This window comes from Gemmatimonadota bacterium (genome assembly GCA_026706345.1).
GTDB lineage: Bacteria > JAAXHH01 > JAAXHH01 > JAAXHH01 > JAAXHH01 > JAAXHH01.
The window spans coordinates 1-20066 of the sequence record JAPOYX010000129.1 but is presented as its reverse complement, the minus strand read 5'-3'; the positions used below and the strand labels follow the sequence as shown (position 1 = coordinate 20066).

The window sequence follows — 20066 nt, the reverse complement described above, 5'->3', positions numbered from 1 at the left end:
TTGTTCAGTAACGGTTTTCTTCCTGCAAGTATAGCGGTCTTACACGCTCCGCGTATCCATCCTACCTGAACCGGTACGTCAGCCCCAGCTTGATCCGGCGTCCCTTCGGATCATGGGTCAGCGCGTCGAAGGCCAGTTCCCGGTTCACATACGGCGGCGCCGCGTCGGCCAGGTTGAACAGGGACAGGGTGGCGACCACGCCGGTATCGGGTATCCGCCACTGGAAGTTCATGTCGAAGGTCAGGAACGGGTCGATCTGGGTCCAGTCTTCGCCCGAAGGCCCCGTATCAAACCAGTAGTCCCCGTTCTCGTACGACGAGATGTAATGTCCCCTGGCGATCGCGCTGTAGTCGCTCCAGTGGTATGCGACGGACGCGTTCAGCCGCAGGGGAGGCAATGGCGGCGCGAGGGGAGTGGTCGCGTTGAGGAATCCCACGGCCTCGTTTTCCGCGACAATCTCCACGCCGTTGTGCATGAGCGGTTCGATGGTATAGTCCAGGGTGTAGCTCCCGTCCAGGTGGGCGTCGATCGCGCCACTGCCCACCACGTGGCGTCCACCGATGTGCCAGTCGATTCCGGAGGTCTTGAGTCCGGGCCAGTTGATGTGATTGATTCGGATCCGTTCCATGTCGCCCGGGGCGCAGCTCCCGTCGTTTCGATTGCCGGGACAGTAGATCCGGTCCTGCACCGCGGCGCGGGTCGACGGGTCCACGTAGGCCGCGGCCAGCGCGGAGTGGGGGATGACGCCGATGGGATTGTTGAAATCGAAATTCCAGTAGTCCACCGTCACTTCGAAACCGGTGTCGTTTTCGATGATGACGCCCAGGTTATAAGTGAGCGCTTCTTCCGGTTCGAGATCTTCGACGCCGCGGTTTTCGATGGCTTTCCAGGCGTCCGTCGGTCCCACGTAATCCGTGTAGATGACGACGTCCGTGTTCAGATCGTCAACCGAGGGCGTTCGGAACGTGGTCTGCAGCGTGCCCCTCAGGGCCAGGTAATCGTTGACCTGCGCCCTGAGCGAAATCTTGGGATCCAGGCTGTTCGCGAAGCCGTAATCCTCGAAATGAAGCGCCGCCTGGCTGTCCAGCCAGGCGTTGGGCTTGAGCGCCAGTTCCGCGAATACCGTGTGGACCGTCTGGTTGGCTTCATAGGGATGGATCCCGGATGTAAAGGTAAAGGACCCGGTCTGGATCGCGCAGCTGGTGTCTCCCGGTATGCGGCAGGGATTCCGGGAGAGGTCGCCGGGCGCATTGGGCACGGCGGAGACATCGACCCGGCGCAGCTGATACCCCGTGGCGTAGCTGGCGACGCCTTCTTTGATCACGCCGTTCAGTATGGCTTCCATCGACAGCAGGCTGGCCTCGCTGGTTGTGGCGACTTTCTCGTTGATCCAGTCGATCAGCTCGGCGCTGTGCGCCAAGTCGGCCCGATAACTCGGATTGGCGCTGTCCGTGTAAGGAGCGTCCGGTTGTGCCGAAAACTGAATACCGTTGCTGAATGGGTTGAAGTAGGAGCAATTCCCGGTTCCGGGAGAGACGCCGCTGGGGATGGTCCCGAGTGCGAGACCGGAAGGCGCGTTCGGGTCCAGTACGGCCGCGACGCCGCAGTTCGGTCCGCCGTACCCGCGGAAAGCCAAGAATTTCCGGTATGCGTACTCCGCGGGCTGGCGTACCGTGCCCTTCGTATCCGAGTATGAAATACCCAGGTCATAGCTCAAGCTGGACTCGCCGATCGGACCCGTGAGCGAGCCTGCGAGGCGGCGGGTGCGGGACTCCCGGCTCTGGACGCGTCCGGGACCGGCATTGCCGACCAGCCGGCCGAAGAAATACCAGGGCTGGTCTCCCGTAAGGTCCAGCGTAACCCCCTTGGCGTTCGTGTAGGTCGGGTTTTCCGCTACAAAGGCGACGCGTCCGGGGTGGTCGGCGCGCACCTGCTGTACGCCGTCATAGAAAGCGATAGGGGGAAAGGACGGCGTGGTCTCCCATTCGGGTACCCGGGCGTCGTGGTAGAGGGCTTCCAGGTGATAGTTCGTCTCGCCGAATGAGCCGTTCAACTCGGCGAATCCCCTGGTATGCTGAAGTTTCTCGATGATGCTGTCCCAAGGCTGGTAGCGGAAGCGGCAGGTACTGGCGTCTTCCTGGTACCCGCCCAGGCCTGAACAGCCCGGATCCACGAATCGAGGCTCCCCGGCCAGGACGCTCTCATCCGTCTGCAATCCGTCCGGTATGATGAACGCCCCCGGATTGCCGTACCAGGACCAGCCCCATCCGTAGTTTGGAAAGGGGCGCAGCGCCCAGTCCCGCTCTTCGGCGCGCAGGTTGCCGCGGCGCTTGTGTTCCAGGGATACGACCAGGTTGGACTCACCGACTCTACCGCCCCAGATGCCGCCCAGCAGGGCGTCTCCGGCGGAGTCGAAATAGTCATAGGATACGTCCAGCTCGAACCCTTCGAAACTGCTTCGCGTGATAAAGTTGGCGACGCCCGCTATCGCATCCGATCCGTACACGGCGCCCGCGCCTTCCTTCAGGATATCCAACCGTTCGATGGCGACGGAGGGAAAGGCATTCACGTCGACGAACCGCCCCCCCACGAGCCGGCCGGGAACGTAGGTCTGTCGGCGGCCGTTGAGCAGCACCAGGGTGCGCGAAGCGCCAAGGCCGCGGAGGTTGACGTTCGCCACGGTTTCCGGGATGTCTCCCGACTGCGCGTTGTACCAGCTGTTGGCCTCTCCGATGACTCCGTTGCTCGCACTCAGGTTCTTGAACAGGTCGACCATGGACGGCGACCCCTGTTCGGTCAGCGCTTCGCGGTCGATGCGGGCGACGGCATAGGGGAGTTCGATCGGGGTTCCCCGGACCGCCGTACCGGTGACGACGACCGCCTCCGCTTCGATCACGGGCAGCATGTAGAGGGAATCCAGCTCCGCGTCTTCCTGTTGATCGGCGAACGCGGTGGAGCAGGGCATCCCGGCTAGGCAGAGCCAGCCGAATACCATGAAAGCATACGAGCACGTGCTCATTCTGGGCATGATAGTCCCCCTGTATGTGTGAGATTTTTATGATTTCTTACGTATTTCACGGTGCAAGAAATTGGATTAAAAGTATATGTAAGAATTCCCATTATGTCAAGGAATTTAAGGATTTATGCTTGCGTTACAAAAGTTCATAATGATCCCGGATCAGGTCATCATTTCCTGCTCAGGTGCAGGCACCAGAACAGGGGCGGCAGAGCGTACACGTCGCTGCGTCCGTCTACGTACCGTCTCTGCTGGTCGGCCGGCGAATCGTTGCGGACGATGTCCCAGTTTCCACGGGCGTTGAAATCGGTTTCCACCCTGGCCGGGTCGAAAGACGTGATCATGGGTTCCCCCAACTTGCCTACATAGTTCTTCATGCGTATGGCCAGGGGGCGTTCTTCCTCCGGAATGCTGTTCGTTTCGGCGAGGTAGTCGAAGACGATCTCCGAACCGGGACTGGTTATCCCGGCCACTTGATTCAGCGTGTCTTGAATCGCATCCCGGGACAGGTAGTACGTCACGCCCAGCCAGTTGAAGAAGGACCGTTTCCCAGGGTCGAATCCATGTGCGGTCAGTCTTTCTGCGAGGTCGTCTTTTTCAAAGTCGATGGGGATTAATCGCAGGCTGTCGGGCAACGCCAGTCCGGCCGTCCCGGCCCGGTCCCGTTTCAGGGCGATTGTGGACGCGAGATCGATTTCGTAGATGGTCACGTCGAGTTGCGGATGGCGCAGGGCGAACGTATCGTAGCCGGAACCGAGTATGACGTACTGGTCCACGCCGTTTTCGATCGCCGCCAGCAGGCAGTCTTCGGTAAAACGGGCCCGTGTCAGTGGTTGGGTGGTGATCGGCATGAGCCTTCGCAGCACGATCCTGGAGACGAAAGCGTCGCGCAACCTGGATCCGAGGATCCGTTGCCACCGCCTGCTCAGGAAACGGAACGCGTAGGGATCGTGGAAGATGTAGGGAGGTTCGTGCCGGAGGAGGTGCCGGGCGCGGCTTACCGCCACGAGTTCGGCGGTTCGGCTTCCATGGACCTGGACCCGGCCGGGGTGCTGATCAGCCATGACAGGTATCAGTTTGCCCGGTTCAGGTTCCGAAGGCTTCGATGGCGCCTTCCAGTGAATCGTGGACGGCGAACACGGTGGTCAGCTTGGTCATCTGCAGGAGGCTGCTGACGCTGCGGTTCACGCGCGCGAGTTTCAGATCGCCGCCGACCTTCTGCATGCGGGTATACGCACGAATGAGTAGGCCCAGGCCTGAACTGTCGATCCAGTATACCTTGCTCAGATCGAAGATGATCTTCCTGGAACCGTTGTCGGCCAGCCTGTTGATGCGTTCGCTCAGGGCGTCGGTATCCCGTCCTTCGGCCATGCGGCCGCTCAATTCCAGCACCGTGACGTCCCCGTGCTTGATTTCTCTTACTTTCACTAAATCCTGCCTCTCTCAAGTGGGCTGGACCGGATATCGGCCGAGTCCACCGGATCAGGAACGGTATACCTTGACGTGGCGGGATACTGACGTTGAATGGCCGTCTCGCAAGTCTGGAATGAACACTTAAACCGGCTGCGGCGACGCTTTCTTCTGCCGGATGCCATCTCAAGGGATGAATCCGGTCTTTGTCTCTTGATGAATTTCGCTTTGCATAATATACTGGTTCAGATTACATGTCAAGACGATTTTAAGGGCTGAGCCCCGAAACCGAACGAGAGCGGAAGTACTGCTGATGAACCCGGATCGACGCCCATATATCCTGCTGAATTACGCCCTGAGCCTGGATGGCAAGATCTCCACGGAGAACCGCGATCCTGTCGGATTCACGAGTAGAATAGACCGCAGGCTGATGGACGAGATCAGGGCGGACGTCGATGCCGTGCTCATCGGCGCCGGTACGCTCCGTGCGGAAGATCCGCCCGTCAGGGTCCAGACGGCAAAACGGCGGGATGAACGCATACGCGCGGGCAAATCCCCCCATCCCCTCTCGATCGTCCTGTCCCGTTCCATGCGGCTGCCCTCTGAAGGCAGGTACTGGAAGGACGACCAGGTCGAACGGATCATCGCGACCACGGATCAAACACCCGATGAACGGATCCTGCCCTTTCAGGAGAAGGCGGAGGTCGTCCGGGCAGGCCGGATCTCCGTGGATCTCGTCGAACTCTGCCGGTTGCTGTCCGACCGGGGCATATCGCGCCTGCTCGTGGAAGGCGGGGGCGAGGTCAACATGGCCTTCTGGGAAGCCGGGCTGGTGGACGAGGTCTACCTGACGCTTTGCCCGGTCGTGATTGGCGGACGAAAGGCGCCGACGGCGGCGGATGGTACGGGTTTCACGGCCGACCGTTTCCGTAGACTCAGGCAGGTGGAATCCCGGCGGGTCGGACAGGAGCTCTTTCTGAGATACCGGGTGGTCCGCTCGAGATCGTAGCGGTCAGGGCTCCATGTCCATGCCCGGATGTGACCGTGTCGGACGGGCTCAGCTTCACTTAAGGGCATGCACCCTTATCCGGACGGTTCCGTCACGCACTTCCAGGGTGGAATCCGCAAGGAAGAGCGGGACCTTGACGGGACCGCCGTCCGCGCTGGCCGGTTCCAGCGTCACGTCCAACCTCGACGGTTTGAGACCTTCCCAGGTTCCCCAGTAAATGTCGATGAACAGACCTATGCCTAGGGTGAGCAGAATATCGGCGATGATCACCGAGGGCAGCTTGGTTTTTTGCAGGACGATCCACTTCGTCTCGTAGCCCGGCTTGGAGATCTCCACCAGGTGGGATTCGTTGCGCGGCAATTCGATCGTGAAGGGATTCGTTTCCCGGTCGATGCGATCCGGAATCTTGATCCGGGCGTCGGCGGGCGTCACGTTGATCTCCACGTTCTGCGTTTCTCCCAGGAACACCCGGCCGCATCCGGCGCTGTATACTAAAACAAGGCATAACATCAAACGCTGCATTAATTTCCTCCGATTACTTCAAGTTCAAGAATACACCATTACAGCAAAATAGTTGCGCTGATTACGTCCACTTCGTATAGGGCGGAATCGGCCAGTTCGCCTCCCCACCGATGGTCAGGGCCCGCGACCGTTCGTCGCCGGTCAACGGGGGCACGCGGTCGGCACCCGCGTTCTCTTCCAGCTGCGCGCGGTCCTTCGCGCCGGGTATCACGGAAGTCACTCCCGGCGTGTCCAGCACGAACCGGAGCGCCGCCTGCACCATGGTACGTTTCCCGCCCTCGGCCAGGAAGGACAATTCGGACAACTTCTTCAGCGCGGACCGTATCCCGGGATTGTCGAACCGTTCGTGGCGACGGTCTTTCGTGTCGAGCCGGGAAGCCGGGACAGCGAATCGAAGTACTTCCCCGTGAGGGCGCCCTGGGCCAGGGGCACGCGTATAAGCGTACCCAGGTTATGCGCTTCCGCGAACTGCAGTCCCTGCTTGCCCACCGGGTTTACGATGCTGTAGCCGATCTGGGCCATCGCGAGGTTCCCCAGCGCCATCAGGGCCTCCATGACCTCCGTTTCATAGGTCGAGATGCCGAAACAGCGTATCTTGCCTTCTTCCACCAGCCGGGTCAACGCCTCCACGATCGCCGGCATGTCGGCCTCGTCCGGTTCGCCGTGCAACTGGTAGATGTCGATACAGTCGGTCTGCAGCCGTTCCAGGCTGCCCTCGCAGTTCCGGGCGATGTACTGCTTAACAGGCTCGTCAGGATCGTCGGATCGGGGCGCGACCTTGGTCGCAAGTACGTAACGGTCCCGCCTGCCGCGGAGCGCCCGGCCGATGATCCGTTCGCTGTGGCCGGCGCCGTACCCGTTGGCCGTGTCGAGCAGATTGATGCCGAGGGACTCCGCGTGCTGAATGGTGGCGATGGACTCCTCGTCGTCGATACCCGACCAGTTCGCTCCCCCGGCCATTCCCGCCATGGGCCAGCAGCCGAGACCGACAGACGAGACCTCGATCCCGGTATTCCCCAGTACGCGGTACTCCACTCAGCTAACGTCCCTTCGGCAACAAAGTTTCAATATCGGCCGATCGTCCTCGCCGCTCAACGTGGAGACAGGGTGAGCCGGTGCCCCGCGAGTTCCTCCACCGCCTCCCGGCTGAACGCCAGCTGGAGGTATTCGTCGTTCCCCCAGGTCTCCAGCAGGCTGCCGTAGTAGGGGCTTTCCGGTTGGCCCGACTGGCCCGGCGTGATGATGAAGACCGACCGGTCCCAGTCTTCCGTATCCAGGATGTGCCGGAAGCTCACCGACGTGGCGGCGATGGTGCCGAAGCCGCCTGAACGCTCCACGGCCGGCAGGGAGAAGGCATCGGACAGGAGGTGGGTGAAGGGGCTTTTCTGCAGCCGACCGTACCGCCACTCACCCCAGTCCCCGCCCAGTTCCGATTTCAGCCGGTCCACGGTCCTGCGCAGTCCGGCTTCCACGAGGGACTGGCGTTCGTCTTCGGGTGTCTCAGGGTCGTAGGCGGCGGATTCGGCCTCGCCCCGCCAGCGGTACCAGACCGCCGCGCCGGCGCTGTCGCGGTTCAAGACGCCGTTCCAGTCGGCTACGAGCGCACGGGCCCGTTCGACTTCCGCATCGTCCGACGTCCAGCCCTGAAACGAGGGAATATCGGCCTCGGCCCGCAACGAATAGGCATCCAACTGGATGCGCTTGTGGTCGTCGATGGAGTATTTCCGGTTGGCCCGCAACAGCTGCTTCATGCGCTCGATGCGGGAGTACTCGACGCCTCTCGAGGAGAGGAACATGACCGGGCGTCCCGTGTAGTCCGGAGGGTGCGAGTCGTTATTGGCCGTACCGACCCAGCCGCGCTGGGGATTGTACTCCCGGGGCAGGTCTTCTCTGAAACCCTGCCATTCATACCGCCCGTCGCCAGGGACCGGCAGCCGGCCGTTCCAGCTTTCGCGGTCCGGCGTAAGGGCCGATACCTGGAAGGCGATGTTGCCCTCCACGTCGCCGAAAACCAGGTTGTGCGTCGGCACCTTCCAGAACATGGCCCGCTCGAAAAAGTCCTCGGCGCTCTCGGCCTGGGCCATGCGGAAGCACCCCAGGTATGGCGCGGTGCCCGGCTCGTGGGTGATGGAACGCACGGCATAGACCACCCCGTTCTCCGGATCTTCATAAAACACGGGACCGTGGCGGCTGTACTTCAGCACGACTTCCCGGGGCTCTTCGCCCTTTACCGGGATCTCCTCGGTGATGACCCGCAGGGGCTCCCATCCGCCCTGCCACCGAACCATGTCGGGCTGCTCGGGGTGAAGCTCCTCCACGTACACGTCGTTCACGTCGACCCCCGCGAAGGTGTATCCCCACGCGACCCGGTCGTTGTGTCCGGCGGTCACGCCCACGAAGGGCGGCTCGCTGGCCCCGATTACGTTCCAGCCCGGGGCGTTCAGATGGGAATAGTACCGCAGCGAGGGGTTCTCGAGGCGGCGGTGGGGGTCGTTGACGACCATGACCTGGCCCGTGATGGACAGGGCGCCGCTCACGGCCCAGTTGTTGCTTCCGATCTCGAGCAGCTGCTCTTCCGTGGGCGCCTCGGCTTGGCGGTCCGGGGGTACCAGGCCCGTATACGGTTCCACGAGCTCGAGTTGCGGCAGGCGGCCGGGTACCAGGGGGTCACCTTCCCCTTTCCGCATCGCGGCAACGATATCTTCGTGGACGATGGTCACGTCCAGTCCCTCCGGTACCACGAGATCATCCCAGGGCAGGGGCGCCGCGCGGCGATTCGCCTCCTCGACCCCCAACTCGGCCACGGACCGGGCCAGCCGGATCTCGTCTCCGGCGTCGTTGCCCGCGCTCGGGAAGAAGAGTCCGGTCCAGCGCCGCACCACCGTCTCCTTCGTCCACCGGCCGGGCCGGATGCCCGTCAGCTTGAACTCCACCGGCAGATTGTCCACGTGCGTGTCGATGTAGGCGTTGACGCCGTTCGCGTAGGCCGTGAAGATGCGCTCGCCCTCGGCGTGGTAGCTGGTCCACTCCCGCTCGTCGAAGGGACCCCGGTACATCATGAGCCGCGTCCGGGCGTCGTAGTCGAAGGCCTCCGGTCCGAAGATCTCCGCGAGACGGCCCTCCCGCCACCGCCGCCAAAGCTCCATCTGCCACAGGCGGTCCTGGGCCATGACGTAGCCCTGCGCAAAGAAGAGGTCATCCGTATTGTGCGCGTAGATGTGGGGTATGCCGTGCCGGTCGCGGATTACTTCGACGGGCTCTTGCAGCCCTTCCAGAACCAGTTCTCCTTCGATCTGGGAGAGGGACGCGCGGGCAAGGGAAAGCAAACGCTCGTCTGAGTCCACGGTGTCCACCTCCTCGCCGCAGCCTATGGCCAACATGGGAATTACAACGAGCACGGCAATAAAGTGCTTATATTCAGGAAACGACATGGATGGCTCCTCCCCGCTACCCGTCGCCGAGTTGCTTAGTGCGTATCTATCCAGGACTGGATCAGAAAGTCACGAGGTTTCTAAAAACTGAGAAGTTGCCGACGACCTATCATGAACCTGGAATCCGTCGCCGGCCTTCCCTTAGCATCCTATCATGCGGTCGCCCGGATGTCAAGAAACCGAAAGCAGGCTCAGTCGCGCGACCCGGTTCGGCTCAGTCCCGCAGTTCCGCCCGGATGCGGTCGGCCACTCCGCACCGATCAGTCACGCAACTCCGCCCGGATGCGGTCGGCCAGCTTCATCGTCTCGACGGCCTCGTCCAGGCCCGCCGCGGGCAGTCCAACCGGCCGGTCTTCCTTGATGCAGTCGACCAGGAAGCGGGCCTGTTCGGCGGTGCCGCCGGACTCCACCTCGTCGAAAACCGTTTCCTGCCCGTCGCGTTGCACCACGGCATTCCTTACGCCTTCCAGATAGGCCGAACAGTCCCTGCCGTGGATTTCGTAGCGCTCCAGCCGGGCATCCGTCGTGAAATTGGCCGTGAGCTGTGCCACGCACCCGTTCTCGAAGCGGATGAGCGCGGCGTAAACGTCGACGAAAGGCGAATTGGTCCTGCGGGCGACGGCATGGAATTCGGCGATGGGGGAACTGCCGGCCAGGGAACGGGTCAGGTCGATGGCATGGATCGGCGTCTCGTAAATGAAGTTGTCCAGAAGGTGGTCCGGGAAGCCCCGATCGCGCAAGCCTGTCATGCTCTTGTGGAACTCCGCCACGATCTGGGTGATGGGACCCCGCTCCTCGATCAGGCCGCGAGCCTTGCAGATCAACGAATGGAACCGCCGGTTCCAGCCGACCAGCACCTTCGCGCTGGACGTGTTGGCGGCGGCGCGGAGCCCTTCCGTTTCCGCGCCGGAGAGTCCGGGCGGCTTCTCGAGCAGCGTGTGGACCCCGGCCTGGATCACCGGCAGCGCGCACCGGCCGTTCAGGTGGGCCGGCGTCGCGATGACGGCCAGGTCAAGCTCCTCTTTCGCCAGCATGTCCCCGATTTCTTCGTACTTTCGCGGGACGTTGTTTTCGGCGGCCACCCGGTCGCGCAATTCCTCCACGGGATCGCACACGGCCACGAACCGCAAGTCGTCGAAGGCCTTCATGGTCTCGAGGTGGCCCCGACCTCTGCCGCCGCACCCGATCAGGGCGGCATTAAGGATGGTTTCGGACATTTCCGGTGCTCCTGGTGGACTGCGAGGGTCAGTAACGTCGTGCAGGGATCTTGACGCGGCGACCGTCGCTACGGCAATCACTGCGCCGATCGCTGCGACGATCGCGGAGTACTGTATTGACGCGCGCGGTGAACTTCTTGACGCTGGCAATGTATGGTCATTTCTTTTGCAAGTAAACACACCATTAGCGATCGGTGATTCCTGCATGCTGGATCTGGGCTTTTTCAAACAGAATGGTTACGTCAACCTCGGCCAGGTTTTTACCGGCGAGGAACTGAATCGATTCAACAAACTGTACGATGCGGACCGATCGGAACGGGGCTGTTTCTGGCATCCCATTTCCAATCACGGACATCAGACCCTGAACTGCGATCCGCTGATCTCCTCGCCGCAGATCGACGGCCTGATCCGCCATCCCGCCCTGATCGACCCCATCGAGACCATCCTCGAAGGGCCCAGCTGGCTCGGGGAAGTGTGCCTGAGGCACATGGACCCGCGCGACGGCAATCCGGAGGAGATCTGGCACCGGGACCGCCCGCATGCGACGGACCGGCCCTACCGGTGCGGCTATTTGCAAATGATGCTCTACCTGACCGACGTGCACGAGGGTACGCACTGCTTCTCCATATCGCCGGAACCCTGCGACGGTCCCATACTCGAAACCGAGGAACAGCTCGTCCAGCGCGGCAAGGTCCACCTGCACGGTCCGGCAGGCACGGTTGTACTGTTCAACCTGTCCGTGCTGCACGCCGCGACGGTACGGATCACACCGCACGAACGCAAGACCGTTCAGGTTTACTACGGCCATCGCGGCGGCCCCGTGCTCAGCGACTGTACCATGATTCCCGCCCGGCTGTGGCGGGACCATCCGGATCCGGAGGTACGGGGTTTCTACGGCATGATGACCAGTCGTACGCAGCAGTATGCCGAGGCCTTCGGCTGAGGCTGGACTACTAAGGAAGATAAGGAGAGTAAATGTCGAACAACCGCCCCCAAGTACTCATCGCCTGCGACGAGCGGGTGCGCTACGGCTACCTGCCGCCGGCGGAACTGGCCCGCCTCGAGGCGTTTGCCGACTGGGCGTGGTTCCACAGTGAGGGCGGCGGAATCTACGATACCAGCACGGACCCCGAGACAACGGCGCGGTTGGCGAAGGAAATGTCCGGCGTGGATGCCCTCGTCGTCTGCCACGGCGCGCCGAGGATCGACGCCGCGATCCTGGATGCCGCACCCCAGTTGCGATTCGTCGGCGAACTGGAAGGCGACCGGTTTGCCGCGCGCCTGGACCTGGAGACATTGTGGGCGCGCGACATCCGCACCGTGGATACGACCAACGGTTCCACCTATCCGGTAGCGGAATGGGCTTTGGCCCTGACGCTGATCTCCATGCGCAATGCCGGCGCGCTTTTCCGCCGCATCGTGGCGGGCAATACGCAGGATCGAGGTCTCATTCAGCCCATGGCGGGCATCCTCACCGGCAAGCGAGTGGGACTCATCGGTGGCGGACACATGGGACGGCGGCTGATGAAGCTGCTGCGCCCCTTCGAGGTCGAGCTCTGGGTGCACGATCCCTACCTGCCGCAGGAGTTGCCCGAGGCGTTGGACTTCCTGCAGACGTCGCTGGAAAACGTGCTTTCACAGTGTGACGCGATCATATGCGTAGCGCCCCTCACCCCCCATACCCGGGGCATGATCGGACGGCGCGAGCTGGAACTCATTCCATCGGGTGCGGTGTTCGTGAACGTTTCGCGCGGGGCCATCGTGGATTCCGCGGCCCTGATCGAGCGCCTCAAGCGCGGGGACATCGCAGCAGGACTGGACGTTTTCGACCCGGAGCCCATCCCCGAAGACAGCGAGATCATCGGACTGCCGAACGTTTTTCTCACGCCCCACTTCTCCGGCCGCACGGGAGAAGACTTTCCCCACTTCTTCCACTACATGGTCGACGAGCTGGAGCGGTTCTTCTCCGGCCATCAGACCTGGTTCAACCTGACCCCGCGCTCGAAGTCCAACCGCGAAGGGAACCGATGAATAGCCCCAACCTGCTCTACATTTTCACCGACCAGCAGCGCGCGGATACGCTGGAATGCTACGGAAACCACCAGATCGAAACCCCCGCGCTCAACGCGCTGGCGTCGGAAAGCTTCGTGTTCGAAAACGCCTACGTGAGCCAGCCCGTATGCAGCCCGGCCCGGGCCACCATGCTCACGGGGCTCTGGCCGCATACGGCGGGCGTGCCCTCCTGCAACGTGCCCCTGGGCGCCGACATACCGACCATCGCAGAGATGCTGCCCGAGGGATACGACACGGCCTTCATGGGGAAATGGCACCTGGGAGACGAGATCTTCCCGCAGCACGGCTTCGAGACCTGGGTGGGCACTGAGGACCAGTACCGCCGCCACTTCTCAGAAGCGGACCGGCTTTCCGAAGTCAGCGACTATCACCACTTCCTGGTGGATAAGGGATACAAGCCGGATATCGAGCTATTGGGACAAAAGGTTTTTTCCCGACATTACGCGGCCTCCCTGCCCGAGGAATGCACCAAGGCGTGGTACCTGGGCGAGCGCGCGTCGGACTATATCCGCCAGCAGGGCGACGACCCCTTTGCCCTCTGCGTCAGCTACCTCGAGCCACATCCCCCGCACACCGGTCCCCTGAACGACTACTACGATCCGGACAGCCTGCCCACCGGACCGGCGTTCATGCGGCAGCCGCCCGACGACGCGCCGCTCCTCGTCCGCCTGATGGCGGCCTACTACATGCAGTCCGAGAACTACGGGCTGGATCTTCGTACCGAGCCGGGATGGCGGGCGTTATTGGCCCGCTACTGGGGCAACATCACCCTGGTGGACCGTTCGGTGGGTAGGATCCTCAAGGCCCTGGAGGAGAGTGGCAAGGCCGATGACACCATCGTCGTCTTCACATCCGACCACGGCGAGTTGATGGGCGATCACGGCATCCTGGGCAAGACGCTCATGTACGAAGAATCCATCAAGGTGCCCATGGTGCTGCGCGCGCCCATGGTGGATCATCCGCCGCGCCACGTCGGCGGCCGGTTCAGCCACATCGACCTGGTGCCCACGCTGATGGAGTTGCTCGGCCTCGGGCGGCCGGACCGGTTGCAGGGGCGGAGCCGGGTACCGGTATTGCAAGGGCACGAGAACCTGGACGGCGACGACGTGTTCGTCGAGTGGAGCGGCGACGACGGCCACGCGCCCGCCGGATTCGGCGAAGCGGAGCCGAACCAGAGCATGGTGCACCAGTACCGGACGATCGTGTCTGCGGACGGTTGGAAGCTCAACCTGTATGGGAAGGGTCAGGGGGAGTTGTACGATCTGAACAGCGATCCCCATGAGTTGGAGAATCTGTATCACCGGGGCGATCAGGCCGGACGGGTTTCGAATCTGTCGGAGCGAATCCGGGCCTGGCAGGAGGAGACGGGGGACAGGGCGACGGAAGATGGGGAATGAAGGGCTGTGAGCGAAACGTTCACGATACCCAGGGAAATGCCTGAAGGTCAAACCAAGAGGGACAGGTCATGAAAACCGGAAAAGTCGCTGTATATACCCAGCCGCAGGCACCGATGGAGATTCGTGAATATCCCGTACCAACGGTTATGGCGGACGACATGCTCGTCCGGATCCGCATGGCGAATATCTGCGGATCCGATCTGCACATCTGGCGTGGACATGGTCCCAGAATCGAGACCGGCATCCCCCAGGTACTCGGGCATGAAATGATCGGTACGATCGAAGCCATGGGGCGCAACGTCACCACGGACAGTGCCGGCCAGCCGCTGTCCGAAGGGGATCGCATCGTCTACTCCTATTTCAAGCCGTGTCAACAGTGCTGGACGTGTCTGAACGGCAAGCCGGGATGCCCCGACCGTTACAGAGACTGGATCGGTGTCTCAAGTGAGCAGCCACCGCACTTTCACGGCGCCTACGGGGATTACTACTATATGAAACGCGGCCACTGGGTCTTCAAGGTGCCCGATGATCTCTCGGACGCGATCGTATCCCCGATCAACTGCGCCCTGTCGGAAGTCATCTACGGTCTGAACCAGATTGGCGTCACCCTGGGCGACACGGTGGTCATTCAGGGGGCGGGCGGCCTCGGTCTCTATGCGACCGCCGTAGCGCGGGAGATGGGGGCGGGCAGGATTATCGTGCTCGACAGGTTTCCGGCGCGTCTTTCGCTCGCCCGGGAATTCGGAGCCGACGAGACACTCAATGTCGATGAAATCGAATTAAAATCACGCGTTGAGTTCGTTCTGGATCACACGGATGGGGTCGGCGCCGACCTGGTCGCCGAATTCGTGGGATCGCCCCGCGTGCTCGCCGAAGGCATAGACATGCTCCGATGGGGCGGTCGTTATCTTTGGATCGGCAACATAAACCTCGGGTTCCCGACGGAGATCGATCCGGGTAACATCGTCCGGTGCAGCAAGGCGATACGCGGCGTGATCGTGTACGAGCCCTGGGTGATCCCGCGCGCCCTCGAATTCCTGAGCCGCACACGGGACAAGTACCCCTTCCACAAGATCATCTCCGATACCTTCTCATTCACTGATATCAACGAGGCTTTCACCTATGCGGGCGCGGGTTCAGCGATTCGGGTTGGGCTGGAGTTCGACTCATAGAAAGAGCCTGGCATGAAGTACAAAATCGCCCTTCATCAGTCTGCCGAAGGATACAGCGTATCGGTACCCGACTTACCTGGATGCTGGTCCGAGGGTAGAACTGAAGCGGAAGCTCTCGAAAACATAGAAACCGCGATACGAGCGTACTTAAGCGTCGTAGACGATTTGCTGCTAAATGCAGAAGTACGAGAAGACTGAATCATGCCGGTTGTGTAGTACCATCCCGGTCAATTCAGTCGGTAATCGCATATAGATAAACCCGAGAAGTGATTCCGGTAGACAGAGCTTGTCTGCCGGGATTTTCGTTATTGAAAAGGACCACATTCGAATTAAACTTAGGATTTTGATGATCTTACAAGTGATACAAGCAAGGCCGATAAGCATAAACTGCTCTTGCAATACAGATTTTGAATCTTGGTCTGGGTGTTACAACGACATTCTTCGGTGCGGATTTAGTGGCGGTGTTTCTAACTTGCATTTATTATGTCTGATGAATGATTGCCTTTGTGCAACTTCATCGACTTTATCATGCAATCAACAACATCGTTCAGCTCCAATCTGCCTAAATGTCCGAAGCTACCGCGCGCATCAAAATCAATAAACTCCTCGAGAAGGCTGGATGGCGATTCTTCGCGGAAGGTGACAAGCCCACCAATATCCAACTTGAACCAAGTGTCACCATCAAGAAATCCAAACTTGACGACCTGGGTGACGATTTCGAAAAAACGACAACTGGATTTGTCGATTTCCTGCTGCTTGATGAGAAAGGTTTTCCGCTTGTCGTACTCGAGGCCAAGTCTGAAGACAAGGACCCGCTGGTCGGCAAGGAGCAAGCGAGAAAGTACGCGAAGTCGCTGAGATGTCGCTTCGTCATCCTTTCAAACGGAAATCTTCATTACTTCTGGGACCTCCGCCGGGGTAATCCCAACCAGATCACGTCATTTCCCACGCAAGACTCGGTAGGGCACTACAGCAAGTTCGAACCCGATCCGAAGCGTCTGGCCGACAAACCGGTTGACGACGACTTCATCGTACTCTCCCAGCGACCGAACTACCAGTCGGAAGCGGCATACCAGAACAAGAACGAGCGAAACGGATTCATCCGACACCACAAGCTGCGCTTTCTCCGGACATACCAGCTCAAGGCCGTACACGCCCTGCAGAAGGCTGTCAGCGAGGGCGGCGATCGTTTTCTCTTCGAGATGGCGACCGGCACAGGCAAGACCCTCACGGCCGCTGCGATCATCAAACTGTTCCTGCATACCCTGAATGCCCGGCGTGTCCTTTTCCTCGTGGACCGACTTGAACTGGAAGAGCAGGCCAGGAAGGTTTTCACCGAGCTGCTGTCATCCGACTTTCAGACCGTCGTCTACAAGGAACGAAGGGACGACTGGCGCCACGCCGAGATCGTCGTAACCACCGTGCAGTCCCTGCTGTTCAACAACAAGTATCAGGAACGCTTCTCGCCCACCGATTTCGACCTGGTGATATCGGATGAAGCCCACCGGTCCATCGGCGGCAACGCACGAGCGGTTTTCGAGTACTTCGTCGGGTACAAACTTGGACTGACGGCCACGCCACGCGATTACCTGAGAGGAGTGGATACCTCGGCTACTAACGTTCGGGATCCCCGTGAAACCGAGCGACGGATGCTGATGGACACCTACCGCACATTCGGTTGCGAAAGCGGTCAGCCGACTTTCCGTTATACCCTGCTTGATGGGGTGAAGGACGGTGTGCTCATCAATCCCACCGTGGTGGACGCGCGCACGGAAGTGACGACGCAGCTTCTTTCTGACGATGGATTCGTAGCAACCTTTATCGACGTCGAAGGTGAAGATCACGAAGAGGTGTACAAGCAGAGAGATTTCGAGAAGAAATTCTACTCCCAAAGTACCAATTACCTGTTCTGCGAAACGTTTCTGAAGAATGCCCTGCGTGACCCCGTAAGTGGTGAGATCGGCAAATCCATCATTTTCACCGTCAGCCAGACACACGCTGCCCGTCTCACGCAGATACTCAACGAGATTGCCGACAAAATGTACCTGGGCAGGTACCAGTCCAATTTTGCCGTACAGGTAACTTCCCAAGTTCAGGATGCCCAGCAGTTCACAATACGATTTACAAACAACAATCTCCACGGTTTTGGAAACGTGATATCCACCTATCGGACCAGTAAGGCCCGAGTATGCGTGACCGTCGGCATGATGACTACCGGGTATGACTGCCCGGACATCCTGAACCTGGGCCTCTTTCGTCCGATCTTCTCGCCGACGGACTTCATCCAGATAAAGGGCCGTGGTACACGCAAACACAACTTCCTCGATCTGTTGTTCGACGAGGAGCGCAAAGGCATGGTTACAGCTCCAGATAAGACCGCCTTCAAACTCTTCGATTTCTTTGGAAACTGCGAGTACTTCGAGGAAGAATACAACTACGACGAGATTCTGAAACTGCCGGCCCGCTGGAAGGAACCTGGTGAAGGAGAGATCGATCCGGTTGTTCTTGCTGATACGTACGAACACCTCGGCCGGGACATCCTCGCCGGAATAAAAGTAGAGGAAATCGGCATCGAGGGGATGAAAATCGACAGGATGTTCTTCGACCAGTTCGTGGACGTGGTGAAGGAGGACGAGGTCGTTGCGGACGCGATTGAAGCTGGCGACTGGGAACGGGCCACCGATCACGTAAGGCGAGAGGTCCTGAACAAGCCCGAGGAGTATTATACTCTTGAGAAGCTGCGCAAAGCCGTGACCGCGGACCGCCGGATCACCCTTCGCGAGATACTGGAGAAAGCCTACGACATCATCCCTAGGTTCAAAACCAGGAACGAACTGCTGGACGAGGAATTCGCTAAATTCGTGGCGGAGCTGACTCCTGATCAGAGCAGTTCGGTACCGGCACTGAAGACCTTTTTCAAAGCGTACGTAAATGACGACCGGGTTCGTGGCATCATCGACCGCAAGCAGTTCGTGGACCTCGCGACCAATCCGGTGTTATCCATGGGCGATTATGAAAACGTCCCTGTTAATTACCGCACGTTGATACCCGAATACGTCAAGGATTACGTGTCGCTCAATCAGTTTGCCAGCTAGAGGACGCCGTGCTCGATACCGAGACCAGACGCCGCATAGATTCGGCCCGCGATATCCTGGTGGGTAAAGTACCCGACCCCAAGAGCCAGGTCGAGCAGATTACCATCGCCCTCATCTACAAGTTCATGGATGACATGGACGCCAAGGCCGAGGAGCTAGGGGGCGAGCGCCAGTTTTTCGAAGGCGAGTTTGCTCAATACGGCTGGGCTGGCCTGATGCACAGTGGCCAGAGTGGACATGAAGTTCTAGACCTGTACGCAACCGCCATAGCCCGGATGCCCGAGAACCCCGGAATCCCCTCGCTGTTCCGGAATATCTTCAACAACGCATATTTGCCCTACCGTGACCCGGAGACCCTGCGCGCTTTTCTCAAGGTCATCGACGAGTTCACCTACGACCACAGCGAGCGGCTCGGGGACGCCTTTGAATACCTGCTTTCTGTACTCGGCTCTCAGGGAGATGCCGGGCAGTTCCGCACCCCCCGCCATATCATCGACTTTATCGTCGAGATCATTGATCCGAGGAAGCACGAAACGGTACTTGATCCGGCCTGCGGTACCGCTGGGTTCTTGATATCGTCCTGGAAACATATTGACAAGGCGAATACCGACGCGAATGGCAACAGTACGTTATCGTCCGATGAAAAGTTAAAACTCACACAGAACTTCAATGGCTATGACATCTCACCCGACATGGTGCGCCTATCGCTCGTAAACATGTACCTTCATGACTTCAAACAACCCCGAATCCATGAATACGACACGTTGACCAGCGAGGACAGGTGGAACGAGTTTGCAGACGTGATCCTGGCGAACCCGCCTTTCATGTCGCCCAAAGGAGGCATACGTCCACACAGCAGGTTTTCGGTGAAATCTAAACGGAGTGAAGTACTATTTGTGGACTATATCGCAGAGCACCTAACGCCCAATGGGCGAGCAGGGGTAGTTATTCCTGAAGGTATCATCTTTCAAAGTCAGAACGCCCACAGGCAACTGCGCAGGAAGCTGGTAGAGGACTACCTGGTCGCGGTTATCTCCCTGCCGGCGGGCGTGTTTAATCCGTATTCCGGCGTTAAAACCTCTGTTTTGATTCTGGATAGGAAGCTGGCGAAGCAGACAGACCACATCGCGTTCTACAAAGTGGAGAATGACGGTTTTGATCTGGGGGCGCAGAGAAGGGCGATAGAGAAGAATGATCTGCCGATGGTCCGGGAGGAGCTATGTAGGTATCTGGATATGTCGCGTGCGGGGAAAACGGCAAACGCCCCTGATCCTGAGCCCGAATCAACCGCTAACGTAGCGGAACAGGGCGTGGTGTATGAATCGCAACCTCGTCAGTCCTCACTCGGTTTGGTAGTAGAGAGAAAGAAGATTGCAGCGGATGTAGAGTACAATCTTGGCATGGAGAGATATCAGGAGAGTAGTTTTCAATACACGAAATTCGCAAGGGTTAAGATCAATACCCTCGTAAATACAGTTACCCCTCCTGCCAAAATACCAAGAAACGCTTACGCTGAAACAGGCCGATTTCCGATTATCGATCAATCGCAGAACGAAATCGCGGGCTGGACAGACGATGACTCAACAGTGATAATGCCTGATAAACCATTGGTGATATTTGGGGATCATACATGTACAGTTAAACTTATTGAAACTCCCTTTGCTCAAGGGGCTGACGGGATTAAAATCCTTAATACGATTGATGCGGTTGATCCCAAGTATCTG

The 20066-nt window shown here is 59.7% G+C and carries 16 protein-coding genes; 8 read left to right on the top strand and 8 right to left on the bottom strand.

Annotated features, from left to right (window positions below):
- Nucleotides 1-61: 61 nt before the first annotated feature.
- From OXG98_08390 to OXG98_08380, 3 genes are all read right to left on the bottom strand, one after another.
- Nucleotides 62-3028, bottom strand: coding sequence for a TonB-dependent receptor (locus OXG98_08390; protein ID MCY3772024.1), 2967 nt, complete (start codon nt 3026-3028; stop codon nt 62-64).
- A 158-nt stretch (nt 3029-3186) separates the two neighbouring features.
- Nucleotides 3187-4080 (bottom strand): class I SAM-dependent methyltransferase, encoded by an 894-nt coding sequence (locus OXG98_08385; GenBank protein ID MCY3772023.1) that lies wholly within the window; start codon nt 4078-4080, stop codon nt 3187-3189.
- Between the two features lie 22 nt (nt 4081-4102).
- Nucleotides 4103-4444 carry an STAS domain-containing protein gene (locus OXG98_08380; GenBank protein ID MCY3772022.1) on the bottom strand — a complete coding sequence of 114 codons (342 nt, stop codon included), beginning with the start codon at nt 4442-4444 and terminating at the stop codon, nt 4103-4105.
- 295 nt (nt 4445-4739) lie between these two features.
- On the opposite strand from OXG98_08380, the gene OXG98_08375 reads away from it, so the two are divergent.
- Entirely contained in the window at nt 4740-5435 is a 696-nt protein-coding gene (locus tag OXG98_08375) for a dihydrofolate reductase family protein (protein ID MCY3772021.1), read from the top strand.
- A gap of 54 nt (nt 5436-5489) precedes the next feature.
- Here OXG98_08375 and OXG98_08370 read toward each other — a convergent pair whose 3' ends face one another.
- From OXG98_08370 to OXG98_08350, 5 genes are all read right to left on the bottom strand, one after another.
- Nucleotides 5490-5903 carry a hypothetical protein gene (locus OXG98_08370; GenBank protein ID MCY3772020.1) on the bottom strand — a complete coding sequence of 138 codons (414 nt, stop codon included), beginning with the start codon at nt 5901-5903 and terminating at the stop codon, nt 5490-5492.
- Nucleotides 5904-6018: 115 nt separating this feature from the next.
- Entirely contained in the window at nt 6019-6261 is a 243-nt protein-coding gene (locus tag OXG98_08365) for an aldo/keto reductase (protein ID MCY3772019.1), read from the bottom strand.
- Between the two features lie 5 nt (nt 6262-6266).
- The gene (locus OXG98_08360) at nt 6267-6992 is read right to left on the bottom strand and encodes an aldo/keto reductase (protein ID MCY3772018.1); all 726 of its coding nucleotides are present in this window, start codon (nt 6990-6992) and stop codon (nt 6267-6269) included.
- A 56-nt stretch (nt 6993-7048) separates the two neighbouring features.
- On the bottom strand, nt 7049-9388 hold the full coding sequence (locus OXG98_08355; GenBank protein ID MCY3772017.1) for a penicillin acylase family protein: 2340 nt from the start codon (nt 9386-9388) through the stop codon (nt 7049-7051).
- A gap of 260 nt (nt 9389-9648) precedes the next feature.
- Nucleotides 9649-10605, bottom strand: coding sequence for a Gfo/Idh/MocA family oxidoreductase (locus OXG98_08350; GenBank protein ID MCY3772016.1), 957 nt, complete (start codon nt 10603-10605; stop codon nt 9649-9651).
- 205 nt (nt 10606-10810) lie between these two features.
- Here OXG98_08350 and OXG98_08345 point away from each other — a divergent pair, with 205 nt between their 5' ends.
- The 7 genes from OXG98_08345 to OXG98_08315 all read left to right on the top strand — a co-directional run.
- Nucleotides 10811-11548 carry a phytanoyl-CoA dioxygenase family protein gene (locus OXG98_08345; protein MCY3772015.1) on the top strand — a complete coding sequence of 246 codons (738 nt, stop codon included), beginning with the start codon at nt 10811-10813 and terminating at the stop codon, nt 11546-11548.
- 32 nt (nt 11549-11580) lie between these two features.
- Entirely contained in the window at nt 11581-12636 is a 1056-nt protein-coding gene (locus OXG98_08340) for a hydroxyacid dehydrogenase (GenBank protein MCY3772014.1), read from the top strand.
- Nucleotides 12633-14075 carry a sulfatase-like hydrolase/transferase gene (locus OXG98_08335; protein ID MCY3772013.1) on the top strand — a complete coding sequence of 481 codons (1443 nt, stop codon included), beginning with the start codon at nt 12633-12635 and terminating at the stop codon, nt 14073-14075. The genes OXG98_08340 and OXG98_08335 overlap by 4 nt, the downstream gene beginning before the upstream one ends.
- A gap of 68 nt (nt 14076-14143) precedes the next feature.
- Nucleotides 14144-15247, top strand: a complete 1104-nt coding sequence (locus tag OXG98_08330) for a zinc-binding dehydrogenase (protein ID MCY3772012.1) — start codon at nt 14144-14146, stop codon at nt 15245-15247.
- A gap of 12 nt (nt 15248-15259) precedes the next feature.
- The gene (locus tag OXG98_08325; protein ID MCY3772011.1) at nt 15260-15445 is read left to right on the top strand and encodes a type II toxin-antitoxin system HicB family antitoxin; all 186 of its coding nucleotides are present in this window, start codon (nt 15260-15262) and stop codon (nt 15443-15445) included.
- Between the two features lie 368 nt (nt 15446-15813).
- On the top strand, nt 15814-18342 hold the full coding sequence (locus OXG98_08320; protein ID MCY3772010.1) for a DEAD/DEAH box helicase family protein: 2529 nt from the start codon (nt 15814-15816) through the stop codon (nt 18340-18342).
- Nucleotides 18343-18350: 8 nt separating this feature from the next.
- Nucleotides 18351-20066: N-6 DNA methylase (locus tag OXG98_08315; protein MCY3772009.1), on the top strand; the 1716-nt coding region annotated here is incomplete at its 3' end.